The sequence below is a fragment of the Parabacteroides caeci genome (genome assembly GCF_023656795.1).
GTDB classification, from domain to species: domain Bacteria; phylum Bacteroidota; class Bacteroidia; order Bacteroidales; family Tannerellaceae; genus Parabacteroides; species Parabacteroides segnis.
In genome coordinates this window covers 12,480-30,228 of the sequence record NZ_JAMOKT010000076.1, presented here as the reverse complement: position 1 = coordinate 30,228, position 17,749 = coordinate 12,480, and the positions used below count along the sequence as shown (strand labels likewise).

The 17,749-nt window shown below is 45.6% G+C and carries 16 protein-coding genes and 1 pseudogene; 3 read left to right on the top strand and 14 right to left on the bottom strand.

Annotated elements, in window-relative coordinates; all coding sequences use genetic code 11:
* Positions 1 to 123: 123 nt before the first annotated feature.
* The 7 genes and pseudogenes from NBH15_RS25350 to NBH15_RS25320 form a co-directional block, all read right to left on the bottom strand.
* Positions 124 to 279: pseudogene (locus NBH15_RS25350) on the bottom strand (DUF4134 family protein); the annotation flags it as partial.
* A gap of 204 nt (positions 280 to 483) precedes the next feature.
* On the bottom strand, positions 484 to 1,200 hold the full coding sequence (locus NBH15_RS25345; protein ID WP_250823876.1) for a conjugal transfer protein TraD: 717 nt from the start codon (positions 1,198 to 1,200) through the stop codon (positions 484 to 486).
* Complete coding sequence (locus NBH15_RS25340; protein WP_287624904.1) at positions 1,197 to 1,478, bottom strand: DUF3408 domain-containing protein; 282 nt, start codon at positions 1,476 to 1,478, stop codon at positions 1,197 to 1,199. Before NBH15_RS25340 ends, NBH15_RS25345 begins: the two co-directional genes overlap by 4 nt.
* Positions 1,459 to 1,812 carry a DUF3408 domain-containing protein gene (locus tag NBH15_RS25335; protein ID WP_250823874.1) on the bottom strand — a complete coding sequence of 118 codons (354 nt, stop codon included), beginning with the start codon at positions 1,810 to 1,812 and terminating at the stop codon, positions 1,459 to 1,461. Before NBH15_RS25335 ends, NBH15_RS25340 begins: the two co-directional genes overlap by 20 nt.
* 8 nt (positions 1,813 to 1,820) lie before the next feature.
* Positions 1,821 to 2,261, bottom strand: a complete 441-nt coding sequence (locus NBH15_RS25330; RefSeq protein ID WP_250823873.1) for a DUF3408 domain-containing protein — start codon at positions 2,259 to 2,261, stop codon at positions 1,821 to 1,823.
* 2 nt (positions 2,262 to 2,263) lie between these two features.
* On the bottom strand, positions 2,264 to 3,025 hold the full coding sequence (locus NBH15_RS25325) for a ParA family protein (protein WP_443146964.1): 762 nt from the start codon (positions 3,023 to 3,025) through the stop codon (positions 2,264 to 2,266).
* Between the two features lie 84 nt (positions 3,026 to 3,109).
* Positions 3,110 to 3,313 carry a hypothetical protein gene (locus NBH15_RS25320; RefSeq protein ID WP_250823871.1) on the bottom strand — a complete coding sequence of 68 codons (204 nt, stop codon included), beginning with the start codon at positions 3,311 to 3,313 and terminating at the stop codon, positions 3,110 to 3,112.
* Positions 3,314 to 3,734: 421 nt separating this feature from the next.
* Between NBH15_RS25320 and mobA the strand changes: the two genes are divergently transcribed.
* The 3 genes from mobA to mobC are packed head-to-tail and all read left to right on the top strand — an operon-like array spanning position 3,735 to position 7,433.
* Positions 3,735 to 4,163 (top strand): conjugal transfer protein MobA, encoded by a 429-nt coding sequence (gene mobA / locus NBH15_RS25315; protein ID WP_250823870.1) that lies wholly within the window; start codon positions 3,735 to 3,737, stop codon positions 4,161 to 4,163.
* Complete coding sequence (mobB, locus tag NBH15_RS25310) at positions 4,142 to 5,392, top strand: conjugal transfer protein MobB (RefSeq protein ID WP_250823869.1); 1,251 nt, start codon at positions 4,142 to 4,144, stop codon at positions 5,390 to 5,392. Before mobA ends, mobB begins: the two co-directional genes overlap by 22 nt.
* Positions 5,393 to 5,423: 31 nt before the next feature.
* On the top strand, positions 5,424 to 7,433 hold the full coding sequence (mobC, locus tag NBH15_RS25305; RefSeq protein WP_250823868.1) for a conjugal transfer protein MobC: 2,010 nt from the start codon (positions 5,424 to 5,426) through the stop codon (positions 7,431 to 7,433).
* 138 nt (positions 7,434 to 7,571) lie between these two features.
* Here the strand turns inward: mobC and NBH15_RS25300 are convergent, their stop codons facing one another.
* From NBH15_RS25300 to NBH15_RS25270, 7 genes are all read right to left on the bottom strand, one after another.
* A complete protein-coding gene (locus NBH15_RS25300) occupies positions 7,572 to 9,326 on the bottom strand; it encodes a UvrD-helicase domain-containing protein (protein ID WP_250823867.1) in 1,755 nt (584 codons plus the stop codon).
* Positions 9,327 to 9,330: 4 nt separating this feature from the next.
* A complete protein-coding gene (locus NBH15_RS25295) occupies positions 9,331 to 11,112 on the bottom strand; it encodes an ATP-dependent nuclease (RefSeq protein WP_250823866.1) in 1,782 nt (593 codons plus the stop codon).
* Between the two features lie 20 nt (positions 11,113 to 11,132).
* Positions 11,133 to 12,263 (bottom strand): ATP-binding protein, encoded by a 1,131-nt coding sequence (locus NBH15_RS25290; protein WP_250823865.1) that lies wholly within the window; start codon positions 12,261 to 12,263, stop codon positions 11,133 to 11,135.
* A gap of 296 nt (positions 12,264 to 12,559) precedes the next feature.
* Positions 12,560 to 13,177, bottom strand: a complete 618-nt coding sequence (locus NBH15_RS25285) for an RteC domain-containing protein (protein ID WP_250823864.1) — start codon at positions 13,175 to 13,177, stop codon at positions 12,560 to 12,562.
* A 239-nt stretch (positions 13,178 to 13,416) separates the two neighbouring features.
* Positions 13,417 to 13,839: a dihydrofolate reductase family protein gene (locus tag NBH15_RS25280; RefSeq protein ID WP_250823863.1), complete on the bottom strand. Its 423-nt coding sequence runs from the start codon at positions 13,837 to 13,839 to the stop codon at positions 13,417 to 13,419.
* Between the two features lie 280 nt (positions 13,840 to 14,119).
* The gene (locus NBH15_RS25275) at positions 14,120 to 15,442 is read right to left on the bottom strand and encodes a sigma-54-dependent transcriptional regulator (RefSeq protein WP_250823862.1); all 1,323 of its coding nucleotides are present in this window, start codon (positions 15,440 to 15,442) and stop codon (positions 14,120 to 14,122) included.
* On the bottom strand, positions 15,435 to 17,747 hold the full coding sequence (locus tag NBH15_RS25270; RefSeq protein ID WP_250823861.1) for a hybrid sensor histidine kinase/response regulator: 2,313 nt from the start codon (positions 17,745 to 17,747) through the stop codon (positions 15,435 to 15,437). Before NBH15_RS25270 ends, NBH15_RS25275 begins: the two co-directional genes overlap by 8 nt.
* Between the last annotated feature and the right edge of the window lie 2 nt (positions 17,748 to 17,749).

Sequence of the window (17,749 nt, the reverse complement as noted above, 5' to 3'; positions counted from 1 at the left end):
TTCGCACAAAATGATTACTCATAATGCACGTACCCTCAGACTACTGCAAACGGAATTGCAGGTGCAATCAATGCTTCTCTAAGCTAAAGTTGCACAATCACTTACACAGTTTACGTGTCACACGCCGGGGTCGAAATACGAACTCACCATAGAGGTGGCTTCGTTGATGCCTGCCAAACCGTTGCCCTGCGCGAAAGCGGAGGCGGTTGCGGCGATCACAAGTGCCGCAGAGAGGATTGTTTTCTTGCTTTTCAAAGCGTTCTTGATGTTCTTGTTCATAAACTGTTCTTGTTTTGTGCCGTTCAAAGGGTGGATAGTCCTTTGTCGGGCGGTTGATACTTGGTTACTTTTCTTTGGTTTAGTGGTCGCCCGTTTGTTTCCACAGACTTGGGCGTGTCCGTTGCGGGTTGGCTGTACCTTGTACTGCCGTGCGCATGGGTGTCGTCATTTTACGTTTTCATTTCCATTCTTTTTTAGTCGTTGTTATACATAATCCCGGATATTGAACTCGTCAATGTTGTCGGGTACGGTAAATTCCTTTTTCGGTTTCTTCAGCCGGACTTCGATAAGCCCCTTGATGCGGATGCTCATTTCAGTCGAGCCGGACATCAGTTTTTCGTACAGTTCCGTTCCTTCCATGTCGGAGAAGACCTTTGCCGCACGCTCACATTCTTTCTTTGTCGCTTCCGGGTTCTTGGCAGCCCTGACCGCATCGTCTATCTCGTCGAAGCTGCTTCCCGAAGCCCTCGGCAAATCCGGATCATTCTCTTCCGGCTCATCCTCCCCGAACTCCAGCTCCGAAGGTTGAATGCTCGTGAAAGTTTCGTCGAGCTTATCTTCCGGGACTTGCACCGGGCGTGAGACGGTTTCCGTGTTTCCGTCGTCAAAAGTAGCCTCTTCCTCCGACAGCTCAATGCCTTTTTCCGAAGTGGCGGCTTCTTGCGTCGGTATGGCAGCGGTTGTCCGGGTCGAAGCCATCCTGAAACGGCTCTTGCCGATAACATCCGATGTTTCTGCGGGAGGTGTTTCCGTTGTTGTTTCCTGCTTTGCCGCCGTGCCGCCTAATGACCGCCACAGTCCGGCAATGCTTCTGAAGAAGCGGACGAGCTTCATTTCCATGATGCGGTCGTAGAGCAGCAGGAACAGGAACCACAGGTTACAGCCGACCGATACGGTCAGGAGAATCATCGTCATGCTCATAGTTCGACTTTGGGGAGTGCGTTCAACATACGGTTCAGCTCGTCACGGTGGGTACGGAGGAACTCGCTTACCACGTTCTCTGTGAAATCGGCGATCGTGACCTCACCGTCACCCAGCAGGCGGACAATCATGGCAACCTTGTCATGGGTCTCTTTGCTGATGGACACTTGTTTTCCCTCCCTTGCCTTGAAGCCTGATTTTTTCAGGAAGGCGCGATAGCCATTCTTTTTTCTTTTCATGTCTGTTTCTTTTTGATGGTTAAAATACTGCGTTGTAATTCTGGGCGTAAAGACTTTTTATCGCCTCCTCGCACTGGCTGAAGTGGTGCGTAAGCACATGGTCGATGTAGGCGGACAGCGATAGCCTGTCATGCCCGATTACGCAGGTGATGCGCATGATGCGGTCGTGATACTCCGGGCGCACATACGCCATCTTTCCCTCGCGTGCCTTTACTTCGGGTTCGCGGATGAAAAGCCGTTCATAGTCCTTTTCGCCGCATTTGCCGCTAACCGGCACGGGAGAAAGGATTTCCACACTCGCCTGCACTTGGGCAAGCATACTCCCGCCGTCCTGTTGCGGGCTTCTGTTCTTCTGGTTCTTTTCCTGATTCATATCCATATTCAAATTAAATCTTCACGTTGTTTCTTGTACAGTTCGTTTATTCTCTCCTTGTGCTGTTCCAGATGCTGGCGCAGCACGGTGTCCACGTAGCCGCCAACAGAGATTTCCCGTCCGGCGATGTCGTTCACGATTTTGAGAATCTTGCTGTGGACATCGCGGCTGATATAGACGCACTGGCGCGTCTTCAACTCGTTGCGGCGGAGGAACAGACCGGAATAGTCGTCATCCTGCCGTTTGCGGCGGGCGGTGTCTTTCTGCGGTTTCTCCCTTGCCGTGGACGGCGCGGGCGGCTGTTCCGTTTCCGGGACGCTCTCTTCTTCGGGGGCAGGCACGGGCGGCTCCTGCGCGCGGTACAGGGTTCCGTCCTGCTTGCGTCTGCCGATGGAGGCTATCAACAGTTCCTCGTCGATGCCTTCGGTGTTCACTTTCCTGCTGCCCATGTTCACTGAGGTTTGATGATACGGCTGATCTCTTCCGAGAACTCACGGATGCCGCTCCCTTTCAGCAGGGACGCGTCCATCGGGAAGATGGTCGAGCGGAAAACGCTCTTACGTTCTTCCGAGAGGTCGCGCCGGAACTTCTTGCTGTCGGGCAGGCGGGTGGAAAGGATGGACAGGCCCATTTCGGCAATCACATCCTCGTACAGATCATACAGCCCGTTCTTCTCCCTGCCGTCCACCATCGTCCAGAAAAGGTACAGCCCTTTTGTTTTCGCCTGTCCCGTCGTCATGAGGTTGTCACGGAATATCGCGGCGAATTGCAGGGTGCTTTCCACGACGAAGCGGTCGGCACTCATGGGCGCGAAGATGTAGTCCATCTGCGAGAGGGTTTTTACCACGCCGTTGCTTTTCAGCGTTCCCGGCATATCGAAGAACACGATGTCCGGCTTCACTTCTTCTTCGGCAAGCATCCTCTCCGCGTCGTCGAGGGCGTTGAGGGCGTCGCTTGCGATGACCGGATAGGCGTTCTTCCTGACCTTGCGGAAATGGTCACACGCGAGTGCCTTGAAATAAAGGCTCTCGTCGATAAGTTTCGTCTCGCGCTCACGCAGCCCGTGGATGCTGTGTTGCGGTGCGTCGCAGTCTATGACGGCGACATTGTAGCCTTTCACGTTGTGGAGGTAGTTGGCTGCAAGTGCCGTGACGGTCGATTTGCCGATGCCTCCCTTTTGTGTTGCGAATGCAACGAAGATTTCATTACTCATTGTTCTATTGGTTTTAATTGTTGATGAATTGTTTTCTTGTTCCCGTACGGAATCGGTGACGCACATATCCGCGTCCGCGAATCATTATCCGGGCGGTTCGTCACGTATCCGCTTCAATGGTGAAGCCGGGATTCGGATAACCGGTGAATGACGGCATTGCGTCATGAAGTCATTGAATCCGTAAATCACCGTGTCATTGTAAAACCGGGTATCCGGCGGTGTGGATATTCGGTTCGGCAAATATCCGCCGAAGCGGTTTGCCGTGTATTTGAAAGTTCCTTTTTCCATATCTTCAAATCGTTCGTTCCTTGAATCATGCTGCAAATAAACAATGATATTTTTGAATCCGTATCACTTCTCCGGCAAGTGGCAGCACGTTGCGCCGGTTGGCACCGATTGTCCGGGTCAAGCCTCTGTCTCAGATTGTGTTAAGGGCGTAACTTTGCACCCGAACGGCAGGGTTCGCCGCAGGTGGCGCAGCCCGGAGTTTGAGAGGCATTCCCCCAATCCGTCCCCTGACGGATTTTTATGTTCACCTGAACATAGCAAGATGTCTTTTCAGCCGCTCAAAATATTTTGAGCAGCCACGAAAAGCACTTGCCCTTGCAGGGGGCGGGATTCCCTCCGAAGTCGGAAATCCTTTCAAACCTACGGTGTCTGTGCCTTGAAGCGGCGGCTTATGCCGTCAATCCGCTAAATCCAAAGTAATATGAGTGAAAAAAGAAAGAACAAGACCGGGAGAAATCCCAAACTTGATCCGGCGATATTCCGTTACACCGTCCGTTTCAACGAGGAGGAACACAACCGTTTCCTCTCCATGTTCGAGAAATCGGGCGTTTACGCCAAATCAGTTTTCCTGAAGGCGCACTTCTTCGGACAGCCGTTCAAAGTGCTGAAAGTGGATAAGACGCTGGTGGATTATTACACCAAGCTGTCCGATTTTCACGCGCAGTTCCGCGCGATAGGCACGAACTACAACCAAGTCGTGAAGGAACTGAGGCTGCATTTTTCCGAGAAAAAGGCGATGGCATTGCTCTACAAGCTGGAGCAACATACCGTAGAACTCGTGAAACTGAGCCGCAAGATTGTGGAATTGTCGAGAGAAATGGAGGCGAAATGGTCGCAAAAATCAGTGTAGGAAACTCGTTGTACGGCGCGATTGCCTATAACGGGGAAAAGATCAACGAAGCGCGAGGGCGGTTGCTCACCACCAACCGCATCTACAATGACGGTTCGGGAAAGGTGGACATCAGCAAGGCGATGGAGGGTTTTATCACCTTCATGCCACCACAGATGAAAGTGGAGAAACCGGTGGTACATATCTCGCTCAATCCGCATCCGGAGGATGTGCTGACTGATACGGAATTGCAGGATATAGCCCGCGAGTATCTGGAAAAGCTCGGTTTCGGGAACCAGCCTTACCTTGTTTTCAAGCATGAGGACATCGACCGACACCACCTGCACATCGTGACGGTCAATGTGGACGAGAACGGAAAACGGCTCAACCGGGATTTCCTCTATCGTCGCAGTGACCGCATCCGTAGGGAATTGGAACAGAAGTACGACTTGCATCCGGCGGAACATAAGAATGTACGACTGGAGAATCCGCTCCGCAAGGTGGATACCTCTGCGGGCGACGTGAAGAAGCAGGCGGGAAATATCGTCAAGGCTATCAGCGGGCAGTACCGCTTCCAGACGATGGGCGAATACCGCGCCCTTCTTTCCTTATATAATATGACAGTGGAAGAAGCGCATGGCAATGTGCGTGGACGTGAATATCACGGGCTGGTCTATTCCGTTACGGACGATAAGGGCAACAAGGTCGGCAATCCTTTCAAGTCCTCGCTGTTCGGGAAGTCCGTCGGCTATGAAGCCGTACAGAAGAAGTTTGTCCGTTCCAAGCAGGAGATTAAGGACAGGAAACTTGCTGACATGACGAAACGCACCGTCCTTTCCGTGCTGGAAGGCACGTATGACAAGGAGAAGTTTGTAGCCACCCTCAAAGGAAAGGGCATCGACACCGTACTGCGCTACACGGAGGAAGGGCGCATCTATGGAGCCACATTCATCGACAACCGCACGGGCTGCGTGTTGAACGGCTCACGCATGGGCAAGGAACTTTCCGCCAACGCCTTGCAGGAACACTTCACGCTGCCTTATACCGGACAGCCGCCGATTCCGCTTTCCATTCCAGTGGAGGAACCGGAAAACAGGCAAGGATATTCCGGAGGGGAATACGAGAGCCATTCGGGTGGAATGAACCTGTTTGCCCCCGAAGGTCCGGCAGTGGACGCCGAGGAGGAAGCCTTCATCCGGGCGATGCAGCGCAAGAAGAAAAAGAAGAAGCGCAAGGGCTTGGGAATGTAATCGAAAATATCAACAATCAAAAAATCAATGTATGTCACAACAAGAAGACGATTTGAGGGCATTGGCAAAAATCATGGATTTTCTGCGTGCCGTGAGTATTATTTTAGTGGTCATGAACGTGTACTGGTTCTGCTATGAAGCCATCCGGCTTTGGGGAGTGGACATCGGCGTGGTGGACAGAATCCTGATGAACTTCAACCGCACGGCGGGGCTGTTCCGTTCCATCCTATACACGAAACTGTTTGCCGTCCTCCTGCTTGCCCTGTCCTGTCTAGGGACAAAGGGCGTGAAAGGTGAGAAAATCACTTGGGGACGAATTTGGACGGCTCTTGCCGCCGGCTTTGTGTTGATCTTCCTCAACTGGTGGATATTGGCTTTGCCGCTACCGATAGAGGCGGTGACGGGACTGTATATCCTGACCGTTGGCGCAGGTTATGTCTGCCTGCTGATGGGCGGTCTTTGGATGAGCCGCCTGTTGAAGCACAACCTCATGGATGATGTGTTCAACAACGAGAATGAGAGCTTCATGCAGGAAACACGGCTTATCGAAAGTGAGTATTCGGTCAATCTTCCGACACGGTTTTACTACAAGAAGCGTTGGAATAACGGCTGGATCAATGTTGTGAATCCCTTTAGGGCTTCCATCGTGTTGGGTACGCCGGGCAGTGGAAAATCCTATGCGGTGGTAAATAATTTCATCAAACAGCAGATTGAAAAGGGCTTCTCGATGTATGTGTACGACTTCAAATTCAGCGACTTATCCACGATAGCCTACAACCATCTACTGAACCACCCGGAGGGCTACAAGGTGAAGCCGAAGTTCTATGTGATAAACTTCGACGACCCGCGACGCTCGCACCGTTGCAATCCCATCCACCCGGATTTCATGGAGGATATTACGGACGCCTATGAAAGTGCCTATACGATAATGTTAAATTTGAACAAAACGTGGGTGCAGAAGCAGGGCGACTTCTTTGTCGAATCACCTATTATCTTATTCGCCAGCATTATATGGTATCTCAAGATCTATAAGGGTGGTAAGTATTGCACGTTTCCCCATGCCATTGAGTTTTTGAACCGCCGCTACGAGGATATTTTTCCGATTCTGACCTCTTACCCGGAATTGGAGAACTACCTCTCGCCGTTTATGGACGCATGGCTTGGAGGTGCAGCGGAGCAGTTGATGGGACAGATTGCGTCGGCTAAGATTCCGCTTTCGAGGATGATTTCCCCACAGCTCTATTGGGTCATGTCGGACAGCGAGTTTACGCTGGACATCAACAATCCCGAAGAGCCGAAAATCCTGTGCGTGGGTAACAATCCCGACCGTCAGAATATTTACGGTGCGGCTCTCGGTCTGTATAACTCCCGTATCGTGAAGCTCATTAACAAGAAGGGGATGCTGAAGTCATCGGTCATTATAGATGAACTACCGACGATTTACTTCAAGGGGTTGGATAACCTTATCGCCACCGCACGAAGCAATAAGGTTGCCGTGTGTCTGGGTTTTCAGGATTTCAGCCAGTTGGTGCGCGACTATGGCGACAAGGAAGCGAAGGTAGTGATGAACACCGTCGGCAATATCTTCTCCGGGCAGGTGGTAGGCGAAACTGCCAAGACACTGTCCGAACGCTTTGGAAAGGTGTTGCAGAAACGGCAGTCCATTTCCATTAACCGGCAGGACGTTTCCACCTCCATCAACACGCAGATGGACGCGCTTATCCCGCCGAGCAAGATTTCCGGCTTGACGCAGGGAATGTTTGTCGGTTCGGTGTCCGACAACTTCAACGAGCGTATCGAGCAGAAGATTTTTCACTGTGAGATTGTCGTGGATGTCGAGAAGGTGAAACGTGAGGAAAAAGCCTACAAGAAGATACCCGTCATTACCGACTTCACGGACGAGGACGGTAACGACTGCATGAAAGAAACGGTGCAGGCGAATTACAGACGCATCAAGGAGGAAGTCAAGCAGATTGTCGTAGACGAGTTGGAGCGCATCGCCAACGATGATAACCTGAAACATCTGTTGCAGCAGAAATAACAGAGCTAATGGACAACAATGACAACGGACGGAGCTGGTGTATATATCCCTTTCGCTTATTTATTCTAAAGTAGATTATTAGGTAGTTAAATATAAAAAACAGATGATGCGATATGGTTTGCTATCATCTGTTTTTGCTTAGAACAATTTATTTCTCCAGCAATCAATATCGTCTGATGGAACTGCTATCCATAACAACTTTTTAGGTCGTGTACATGCAACATACACAATGCGGAGTTCCTCATTATTATCAACAGAATACTTGGCAGGATTATTCAAAATCGTTACATAGTTCGTGTGGACAGCTTTTTTAGATAGAAATACTAAAGTAGCCTCCAATGTCATGCCTTTTACCGAATGAATTGTTTTCAGATAGGGGCGTTCTTGTTGTAATTGATTATTCGATGTCCTAAAAAGCAATTCAATACTGACATTGGCTTTATCCAGTTCAACTGTTAGATTTATTCCCTTTTGCTGAAGTTCTGTAATCCACTCTGACAACGTTTTATTTGTCGGAGGTAGTTTTTGAATAAATTTTAATAATTTTTCTCGATGAGTTCTAAAGCCTATTTCTGCTATTCTACTTCGTATCGTACTTGCAGAAACATATCGTACTTGCTTTTTTGTTTTGTAACAACCTTTTTCAATAAGAGCCAATCCATCAGAATATTTCCCCTGATCAATCAGATATTTCCCATACACAATATCTCGAACACTGTAGTATCCATTTTTCCATGGACTACTTTGTCTTACAGCATCTGAATTATCATTATTTACTAACCCAAAGTATGTCGCCCCAAAACTTTGTCCTCGAAATACAATCGCATATTCAGATTCGTTCAATCCTATCTCTTTGCATTTTTCGATAAAGTCATCAGTAATTTGATTGACTGATTCCAATGTATTGAGATGATATTTAAGACATGGAACTTCTGCATAATCTTTGTCGCATGATATTGAACTCATTGAATTTCCAGAGAAACGATTAGCCAAATGACATATTTTTTCGGAGCTACGTCTATTTTCTGACAGATCTAACGAGAGCCAATCCGGACTATTGTATTTTTCCATAAATAAATGTGGGTTGGCAGTATTCCATTCAAAAATAGCTTGGTCTGGATCTCCAATCAACATAATAGATTCCGCTCCGTATTGAGATAATTTATCAATTATAGCCATTTGCAACTCTGTAGTATCTTGAGCTTCATCAATTATCAATATCGGAAACCGACGAACAATGTTTTGTGCTATTGAGGGATATTCATCCAATACTCTGAACGCAAAATATATTGCATCAGCTTGATTAGCTTTTCCTTGTGTAAAATGAATACGTTTAGCCTCAATAATCCCTGCAACATCTTTCCTATATTGTCCGTTTTTATTTCTCATTTTGCGCCAAGAAAAATTAAACTCTTTTTCTGGAATTAATGAAATAGGTTCCCCATTTATGTCGAAAGAAACTTTATCTATAAAATAATTAGGATCGGTGATTTTCCCTTTATATCCCCTTTTTGAAGCGTCATAATCATACCATTTATTGAACTCTGTCCCTACTATTTCAGGACGACAATCACAACCCATAACTAAATGAGCATAAGGCAGGAATAGGTACGTATTTATGAAACTATCAATTGTCCCGATAAATGAAGGATAACCTATATTCCGACAACCGAATGTCTCTTTAAGTTCTTTTTGTATAACCTCGCATGCGGTGTTGGTAAAGGATATGGCTGCAATTCCTTGATGTCTCGATAGATTATTCTCTCGTAGAAGTTTTGCCATACGCGCAGCCACAGAGAAAGTCTTTCCACTTCCCGGACAGGCTTTCACGATAATTCTCGACTCGTTGCAATCTACAACAGCTTGTTGTTGTGCTGATAATTGAATATCCATACTTTTATTCTGAGGGTACTACGAACAAAATAGCATCCTTTATATAATTGGGTACATCGAACGCTACTTCAGTTTCTAATCTATCACAGAGTTGTAATGCAAATTCCGCTTTATCCTTATTAGATTTGAGTTTTTTCATTAAAGTAGAGGCATTAAAATCACCTCTTAAATCATCTGTTTGAGCGTGCATTTTTCGATATACATCTCGCATTATACTCTTGTTGTGTTCCGATTGTTCAAACAAGTCATATTCAAGGGTATGTGGAGCCAAACATACTTTCAGGTTTTGTCCCTCTAAATCTTTAGCTTTTTGCGCTCTGTCGGATTTGTCTTTATCTTCTTCGGGATCGCTGTCTGTAATAATCGCACATTTTGATAAAAGTCGCTTGCTCTCATCATCATTGTTGAATAATAACCCAAAATGATTGAATGCGACCCCTCCAATATTAACTAATTCGATTCCACTTTTACACAGGTCTATTTTCTCAGAGAGAAATTTTTTAGCAAGAATTGGTATAATAATCGCTTCTGCGACACCTTCTACCAATAATACTCCGTTAGCAAAAAATAACTGTGCTTTTGTTGTATCTAAGAACTTTCGCAAATGCCGTTTGCTCTCAGCCGGATAATCACTTTCCGTTAATTTACCAAATGAAAATGATTGTACAATGTTTTGTTTTCGTTGTAAAACCGAAATATTATTAACATCCGATTTCGCCGTAATCGTCGGAGAGTGCGATGTTACAAATACTTGAAGTCCTTTGCTTTGTAGTTCATTCAGATATTCAAAAAACGTATTCTGATATTGCGGATGCAAATGTGCTTCGGGTTCTTCCACCAGCAATGCATTATAGATTTCCAGCGCATTATCTTCGCATCTATTGATAAGGTCACCTAACACCACAGACGTAAAAATAAGATTATTCTCGCCCAATCCATTTTGATACAATTCAAAATACTTTTGTTCTTGACCATCCTCAATCGTTTTGTACACCGGACATTTCAATTCGACACCTCGTACCACATCGGAAAATTTCCGTCCAACATAACGCATTTCTATGTTGGGATGTTTGCGAGTTATTCCCGTCCCTTCAAGATGTGCATTGACCTTACTTTTTCCTGTTGTTAGAATATGTTTCCAATCCGAAGCATCATCTTCAAAAACATGGTACAAGTTTTTAGCGAGCAAATCTTTTCTTTCTTCATTTAACTCAATCTCTTCCTCTCCTTTATTGTATTTTGTAAGTTGATTAAATAATTGAGATGTCTTATTGTCGTAAGAATAAGGACGCAGACAGCTTACGGCATCTCTTAGTGGACTTAAATATGTATAAAAGATTTCTTGCAAAGATTCATAAGGAACCTGCTGTCCTTCATTATCTCCACCCCATATCATCCGTTTGAAATATTTTTTCTTCCCATTATTTTCTTGGATGAATTTCAAATGTAATTGTATTGTTTGCTTGGCTGGATCTTCTTTATCTTGCGATATGAAATCATAGAAACATTCTCTTTCAATCAGAGCATCTCCAAATTCAAATGTCAAGTCAAATTGTATTGTCGTATTGTTTTCAGTTGTGACTGTGGAATTGACGTGCAAATCGCTTTCTTGAATATAGATATAATTATCTGGTTTTCCACATCCGAGACATATGCGCAGAGCATCTATAATTGCAGTCTTACCTGAATTATTTTCTCCTATCAGAATATTTATTCCATTCTTGAAATAGAGAGTAATATCATCAAATACTCTAAACTGTCTGATATGCAAACTACTCAAATACATGTTTCTATAATTTTTTGTTTTTATACAAACTCCAAATAATTCTCCCTATTCACAACATGGAACTCGGCATGGGGATATGCTTCTTGAAACACTTTCGGGGCATAGGGCATCTTGTTTCCCCATTTGAACTCCAAAGCCGTCAAGCTGTCTGCACCCTCTTCGATTAAGTCGATTTCTTGCTTATCATAAGTGCGCCAGAAATAGAATTCCTTATGCAGTCCTTCGTTGAAATTCGCCTTACGACGCTCTCCGATGATGTAGTTCTCCCACAATGCACCGACATCCTGTCGAATAGCCAACGGTGAAAAAGCCCCTATAATCGCATTTCGAATGCCATTATCGTAGAAATACCACTTCCCGGCTTTCGTCACCTCCTTGCGAAGATTGCGCGAGTAAGCCCCAAGATGATATATAACGAATACTTTTTCCAAGAGGTCAAGATATTTTTCAACCGTTGTTTTGCTCATGCCGAGCTGTTTACCTAATTCATCGTAAGAAACTTCGCTACCCAACTGAAAAGCTATCAATCGTAGCAAATCGCGCATCTTACTCGAATTTTTTAGGCCGTCAATTGCTAAGATATCTTTAAGCAGGTATGCACCGACAATATCGCGTAGGTAGTCTGTTTTTCGTTCATAGTTCTCCATCATTACTACTTCAGGATATGAACCGTAAATTAAACGGGCTTCGAGATTCTGACGAGTTTCAAATGGGGTTTCTATTTGCGCTATTTCCCGTTGCGAAAAAGGGGTAAGTAAAAATTGCGTACTGCGACCAACCAAAGGTTCACCAGTCTTATTCAGTAAATCGAATGACGAAGAACCACTTGCCAAGACGCTTATTCCCGGTATTTCATCAACTATCAACTTCAGAATACTACCGATTTGTGGTATGTTCTGTGCCTCATCAATAGCCAGCAAATCGATACCATCCAATAAATGCCGATAATTGGCAATTGAGCGATTCTCTAACAGTGCTAATGTATCGTAGTCTTCACCGTTGAGCATCATCGTCCTACCAGAATAGTTGTCCACAATTTTACGCATCATTACCGTTTTACCAACACGGCGAGCACCAAAAATCAATACTGCTTTATTGGGCGCAATTCGTGCTGTAATCTTCTCTTGAAGTATTCTATTTACTGTTTCCATACCTTGATAAATTATAGTGCAAAGATAATCATATTTTTTTAATTGGCGAATTTTATACAAAAAACAGACTATGAATTGGCGATTTTTACAGATTCAATCTTAAAGCACTTCTTTCACCGTTCGTAGTAATTATGAATTCTGATAGCACGAATGGTTCTATTATTTACCAGACATAATACTTTACAATATATCATTATCAGGCTGAAAGGTTTCATATCGAACTAATTAGCATGTAATCAAATGTAAACGAAAAAGACAGGAATGCTCCATCCTGTCTTTTCGTATATGTATACTTGTTATCTTCTCATGCGCTCCATCTCTTCGTCACGGAGCATCTTCTCATTCAGTTTTTCCTGCATTTTGTCAAGGAAGTAGGTGCGGCTCTCGTTCTTCCGGCGTTTGATGTCAATGTAGAAACGGTAACAGTCTTTTGATTCCACACCGAATATTTTGTACAGGAGTGGGGCAAGTTGTTTGAGCGGCATATTGCCGTTGTTGATACAACCCATCTCGTTGATGCCGTATATCAGCTCCACGAGGTCGATGGCGTTACCCGTCCATTGCAAGGGTGAGGCGGTATTTTCGTTTGTGTTGTCGGTGGATGTTTGGATGGGGATTAGTGGCGGCACTTGGGGAGCGGCAAGGAACTTCTGCATCTTCCTTACGAAAGAGAGAGCCTTGCTGACATAGTTGGCTATTTCCTTCTTTTCTTCGGGAAGGTTACGCACGGGATGATGCTGTAATTCGATTTCGATGTAAGCCAACGCGATGATGGTCCGGTTCGTGTCCGGGCTGCCGATACACAGTTCGATCACTTGGGTGGCGAAAGCCGTGTATGCTTTTTCCATATTGCAGTCCCCGGCTTCGTTTATCCTGCGGAAGAAATCGGTTTCCGCCAATAGAAAATAACTCATGTCCTGTCAATTTTGAAATTTTACACTCTGTTTTCGGTATGCGCACATGAATAGTATTGGCAAAAATCGCAACCAAAAAGCAAAAAATCCGGCACGGTCTTTACAACGTACTGGATTTCAGTGCAATAGAAATTGATGTTTTTTATCCGACATGAATTGTGGTAGCCTTAAAATGTTCTTTTTCAGAACATTGCTTTATTAAACGGATTATAGAAGTGTTCTCCTATGGAACATCCCTGCTATTTTATGGTTCCCATGCGCGTGTAGATGCTCCGGTACACTCCGTTAGAATAACTCTTTTGTGAGTAGAGTGTCCAGCGTGCTTCGGGCAGTGCAGACCTGAAGAAATGCCGCCCCGTTCCGGATATGAAAGGCACGGTATATAGGATAATCTCATCCACCACCCGCATACGCAACAGTCCGTTGATATAGTCCGAATTGTCGGGAGTGGCTTCGGCAAGATAGCAGATGTTTGTATTGTCTTTCCGCCATTCGTCCAGCATGGAGATGGAGTAGTCCGGCGTGATATGGTAAAGTGCGTTTTCCCTTATTTTGTCAATATCGCAGCGGTCAAGGCGTAAATCCTCATACGCTTTGCCATACAATTCTGAAGAATGACACCCGTCCATTGTGAGGACGGCAAGAATCTGAACTTTACCCATAATCTTTTTCCTTTCATTGACCATTAAGCAAAAAAGTAGCGTGCAATTCACACTACTTCTAATGGAGGCTCTGGAATGCCCTTAACAGGAATAGGTGAATGCACGCTATGCGTAGGCATAGCATAAGCAATCACGCAATAGTTCCTGTTAATGTTAATTTTCCAGATTCCCATTAGGACGCCTTGCGGTCTTATGTTATATATCGGCGGCGAAAGGTTCTTCAATCGCCGTTTACCTTCAAATGTTCATGCAAAGATAGCTAAATTCGGTGAATTACCGGCTATGATTGCCTGAATTTGTATTTCAACCCATACTCTTCCAGCTTGCTGTACAGCGTTGTACGTCCTATTCCGAGCAGTTCGGCGGCAACCTTGCGGTTCCCGTTCGCCTGCTTCAAAGCACGTAGGATACGTTCCTTGTCTTCCGCGTCGTTGCGCAGAGCGAAACTGACGGGAGAGGTTGGTTTAGTTACGGCAAGCTCCAGATGTTCTTTCGTGATAAGCCCGGTCTGCGCCTGCAACACCGCACCCATGATTCTCTGACGAAGCTCACGGACATTGCCCGACCAAGCGTGGGTCAGCAATGTCTTCCGGGCTTCCCCGTCAAATCCGATGACGTCGCATTCCAGCTCTTTGTTCGCTATCTCGCGGAAAAACTCCGCCAGCGGCATGATGTCCTCCTGACAGTCGCGCAACGGCGGGACTGTTATCTCAAAATCATGCAGACGATATAACAGGTCTTGCCGGAAGCGCTTTTCATTCACAGCCGTCTCCAGATCTTCGTTGGTGGCGGCGATGATACGGACATTGAAACTTTTATCCGTCTTATCACCTATCGGGCGGTATCTCCGTTCCTGTATGGATCGGAGCAACATCTGCTGGGTTTCCATTGCGAGATTGCCAACCTCATCCAAGAACAGCGTGCCGCCTTCCGCCTCGTGGAAATAACCATTCTTGCTATTGTCCGCACCCGTAAACGCTCCTTTGACGTGTCCGAAGAATGCCGCCGGAGCAAGTTCTTTGGTGAGTGAACCGCAGTCCACCGCAACGAACGGTTTTCCTGCCCGTTTGCTCTTATCGTGCAGTTGGTGTGCGATATGCTCCTTGCCCGTGCCGTTTTCTCCGAATATCAGCACGCTCATATCGGTAGGGGCTACCAGCCTTATTCGTTTCATGATGAATTGAAATGCCGAACCGTCACGGGAGAACACTGGCATACGGTTTCTCCCGATACTCCGTTCTTTTAATAGGGTACGGAGTAGAGGGACGAGTTTGTCCTCCACAAGCTGCTTGGGTATATAGTCTAATGAGCCGAGTTTCATGCTTTCCACTGCCGTATGCACTTCGGCATAGTCGGTCATGATGATGAACGGTTGCATCATCCCTTCTTTGCGCATCCAGCGCAATAGGTCGATGCCGTCGCCGTCGGGCAGGCGTAGGTCTGAAACAATTATGTCATTTTCTGTGGCTTGTTGCAGGTATTTCTTCGCAGTTGAGTAGTGGAAAGCCTTCACGGTACGGAATCCTTCCCGTGTCAGCAAGTTGCAGACAAACTCGCAGTACACGATATTGTCCTCTACCACGATGATTTTTGTCTTATCCATTATTGTATTTTCTCCTTTCTTCTTTTGCCCGCCGGATGATTTGTATGCCTTTATCCAATATGGCAGTAACAGCATTATGTAACGCTTCATAGTCGGGAGGTGTATTACCGTGAAGTAATTTATAAAGGTTTCTCAGCGGTTGGTCGGCACGGAGTATCTCCCATGAGCTGCGCAGATGGTGTGTCAGGGCATCCAGCTTTTGCAGGTCTTTATTTTGTTCCGCATCCCTAACCGCCTGCATTTCCTTTTCGGTTTCCGTTATCAGCTTCTCCAGCATGGCGGATTCATTGCCGTAGGATAACAAGGTGGAGAAGTCTGGCACTTCATCCTGCGTCATAATCATGGCACAGTTATCTGAAACTTCCATCAGTTCCGATATGGAGAACGGCTTGAACAGACATCCGGCGAATCCACGTTCAATAAGTTCCGCCTTGTTGCAACTGCCCGAAGCGGTTGTCACCACCACCGGAATAGTCTTTGAATTGCCCACATTGGACGAACGCAACAGTTCCAGTAACTCGAAGCCGTTTATCTCCGGCATATTCAGGTCGGTAAGCAACAGACTGTATTCCTTTTTCCTTATCATTTCCATCAGTTCCGCAGCATCGGTACAGGTGTCGCAGTGTACTCCTTCTTGAGCATACATTTCTTTCAGCATCAGAAGAAGCACCTCGTCATTGTCAATGGCAACAACATCATGGTATCTCTTGTTGTTATGGGTATAATTCCGGACTGTACGTTGTGATAGTTGTTCTTCGGCAGGTTGTACAGGTATTTCCACCATAAAACGGCTACCTTTGTCTTTTTCGCTTTTCAGACAGATAGTCCCGTTAAGCATTGTCACAATACGCTGTACGATGGAAAGTCCCAAACCGAAACCGTCTTCTGTGGCGGCGTTTGACAGACGTTCAAACGCACCGAACACTCTTTTCTGTTCCTCGTCTGTCATACCAGTACCCGTATCTTCTACAATGATTGTCAAGACACTATTATCATAGTCTGTTGTCAATGATACGGTACCGTTCTCCGTGAACTTGACGGCATTAGACAATAAGTTGTTCCCGATTTGCAGTATGCGCTCTTTATCTACCAAGACAATAGCTTCTGTCTGGTTTGTTATGGTAAGAGCCAGCCCTTTGTTCATCGCCATAGGCATAAACTCTGTTTCGAGAGTCTGTGTAATTGCTGAAATCCTGTAAGGAGACAAATTCGGCTGTTCTTTGCCGTTGTCCAGTCGGAAGAAGTCAAGCAGGGTGTTGAGCATTTTACGCATACGTTCGGAGGATTGTCGGATGTTCTGAATATATGTACCTGTTTTATCTATGTCATTCTCTTTTTCTATCAGTCCAACATAACCGGTTATTGCTGTTAAAGGCGTACGCAGTTCATGGGTTATGGTATGCACGGCTTTTTTGCGGGAAGTTATCAATTCCTCATTTTTTTGAACTGACAATTTCAGTTGCTCAATTAGGTCTGTCGTTTTCTGTTTATATCGTTTGATGCGGTTGGCATTTCGGTGAATGATGATATAAGAAATGACCAACAGTAGAAGAACGAATCCCGTTAGACAACTGATTTGTATAAAAGATTGCTCTCGCATCGCAGTTATCTCAGCTCCTCTCTTCTGCAAGTCGGCTTGCACCTTTTTATCCATTTGGCGAATTAAACTTTGCAACTGACGGTTAAGTTCCGCGTTCCGTGCGGCAAGGCTGTCGGCGTGTTCCGACAGACGGCGGCTTTGTACTTGTTGTTCAGCTATCATATTTCGATTGAGGGAACGGAGCATCGCAGTTGTTTCTGTGGGCTTTGCATCTTCTTTCTTGCCGAAAATGCCCAAGAATCCTTTTCGCTTCGGTTTTTGGGGCTGTTCCTGCATACTTCTCTGCATGATTACAGGTACTTGACGGACAATCTTTTTATTGAGGGCTTGCTGCTCATTTAGTATTTTAACGATACCGCGCATTTGTTTCTCCTTATCTTCAAGAAGATGGCGTACACTGTCAATGCGTTCTGACGGATAAATCATTTTGAAACGGCACAATATACTGTCCACTGTCATTCGTTGACGATGGTAATGTTCCAAATCTGCATCTTCCCACTCTAATATTGTCTCACCTGATAAAGAAAACTCTATAAGCAAAACATATGTTTCGTGAGATTCCTGACAAAAAGTATCTATATGACGATTTTGAACTTCCAGTTTTTCTAAATCTCGCCATTCCTTATGCCAAACAGACAATATGCCGATAATCAATAACACTATCAGCATGTATTCGAGTGAAATTAGATTTTTGATCGATTTCATAT

Bases quoted from the DNA above. Each gene is read 5' to 3' on its own strand.
- NBH15_RS25300 (WP_250823867.1), bottom strand. From the start codon at position 9,326: ATGGATATTCAATTATCAGCACAACAACAAGCTGTTGTAGATTGCAAC.
- NBH15_RS25280 (WP_250823863.1), bottom strand. From the start codon at position 13,839: ATGGGTAAAGTTCAGATTCTTGCCGTCCTCACAATGGACGGGTGTCAT.
- NBH15_RS25290 (WP_250823865.1), bottom strand. From the start codon at position 12,263: ATGGAAACAGTAAATAGAATACTTCAAGAGAAGATTACAGCACGAATT.
- mobA (WP_250823870.1), top strand. From the start codon at position 3,735: ATGAGTGAAAAAAGAAAGAACAAGACCGGGAGAAATCCCAAACTTGAT.
- NBH15_RS25275 (WP_250823862.1), bottom strand. From the start codon at position 15,442: ATGGATAAGACAAAAATCATCGTGGTAGAGGACAATATCGTGTACTGC.
- NBH15_RS25345 (WP_250823876.1), bottom strand. From the start codon at position 1,200: ATGAGCATGACGATGATTCTCCTGACCGTATCGGTCGGCTGTAACCTG.
- NBH15_RS25325 (WP_443146964.1), bottom strand. From the start codon at position 3,025: ATGAGTAATGAAATCTTCGTTGCATTCGCAACACAAAAGGGAGGCATC.
- NBH15_RS25330 (WP_250823873.1), bottom strand. From the start codon at position 2,261: ATGGGCAGCAGGAAAGTGAACACCGAAGGCATCGACGAGGAACTGTTG.
- mobB (WP_250823869.1), top strand. From the start codon at position 4,142: ATGGTCGCAAAAATCAGTGTAGGAAACTCGTTGTACGGCGCGATTGCC.
- NBH15_RS25295 (WP_250823866.1), bottom strand. From the start codon at position 11,112: ATGTATTTGAGTAGTTTGCATATCAGACAGTTTAGAGTATTTGATGAT.
- NBH15_RS25270 (WP_250823861.1), bottom strand. From the start codon at position 17,747: ATGAAATCGATCAAAAATCTAATTTCACTCGAATACATGCTGATAGTG.
- NBH15_RS25320 (WP_250823871.1), bottom strand. From the start codon at position 3,313: ATGGAAAAAGGAACTTTCAAATACACGGCAAACCGCTTCGGCGGATAT.
- NBH15_RS25335 (WP_250823874.1), bottom strand. From the start codon at position 1,812: ATGAATCAGGAAAAGAACCAGAAGAACAGAAGCCCGCAACAGGACGGC.
- NBH15_RS25285 (WP_250823864.1), bottom strand. From the start codon at position 13,177: ATGAGTTATTTTCTATTGGCGGAAACCGATTTCTTCCGCAGGATAAAC.
- mobC (WP_250823868.1), top strand. From the start codon at position 5,424: ATGTCACAACAAGAAGACGATTTGAGGGCATTGGCAAAAATCATGGAT.